We start from the raw sequence: 762 nt of genomic DNA on the forward strand, positions 1-762 counted from the left end.
GCCAGTTCTGCCACACGTTGTTCTTCATCTAGTGCGCGCATTTGTGTTTCCGTTTGACCACCTTTGGTGTGTTTTGCGACAAACATTTGTTGGTGGCCACAACCGGCTACTTGCGGTAAGTGTGTGACACACATGACTTGAGTCGATTCTCCAAGCTTGCGTAGCATTTTGCCCACTACCGCAGCTGTTGGGCCACTAATACCCACGTCCACCTCATCGAAGATCAAACTTGGCGTATCTACTTTTTGAGCAGTGATCACTTGGATCGCTAGCGAGATTCGGGATAACTCACCACCTGACGCAACTTTCGCAATTGGTTGTAAAGGTTGACCCGGGTTAGTGGAAACCAAGAAGCACACACTGTCCATACCCAGTGGCGACGGATGTGTGTTTTCGTTGTTTACTTCAATGCTGAAGACGGCTTTTTCCATGCTCAGTTCGTGCATGCTTTGCGTGATCAGCTTGTTCAGTTCTTTTGCGTAACGGCTGCGTGATTTATGCAGCTTCTCCGCTTGAGTCAGGAAGCTTTGGTATTTCTGTTCCACTTCTTGAGCCAATTCATCCAGACGTTCATCAGAGCAATCCAATGCTTCGATTTGTGCTAGAAGGTCTTGGTGATGTTGGTATAACTCATCAGGCATAACATGATGCTTACGAGCCATCGACATCACTTTAGAAAAACGCTCTTCGACATAAGCCATACGACCTGGATCGACATCGATGCCATCCAAGTAGCTACGAAGTTCGTTTTTGGTTTCTTCT

General features: G+C 47.1%; 1 protein-coding gene. It reads right to left on the bottom strand.

Annotation, left to right across the window (positions count from 1 at the left end; genetic code table 11):
• Positions 1 to 762: DNA repair protein RecN (gene recN / locus R7190_RS26990; RefSeq protein WP_318137814.1), on the bottom strand; the 762-nt coding region annotated here is incomplete at both ends.

This window comes from Vibrio sp. 1078-1 (assembly GCF_033340475.1).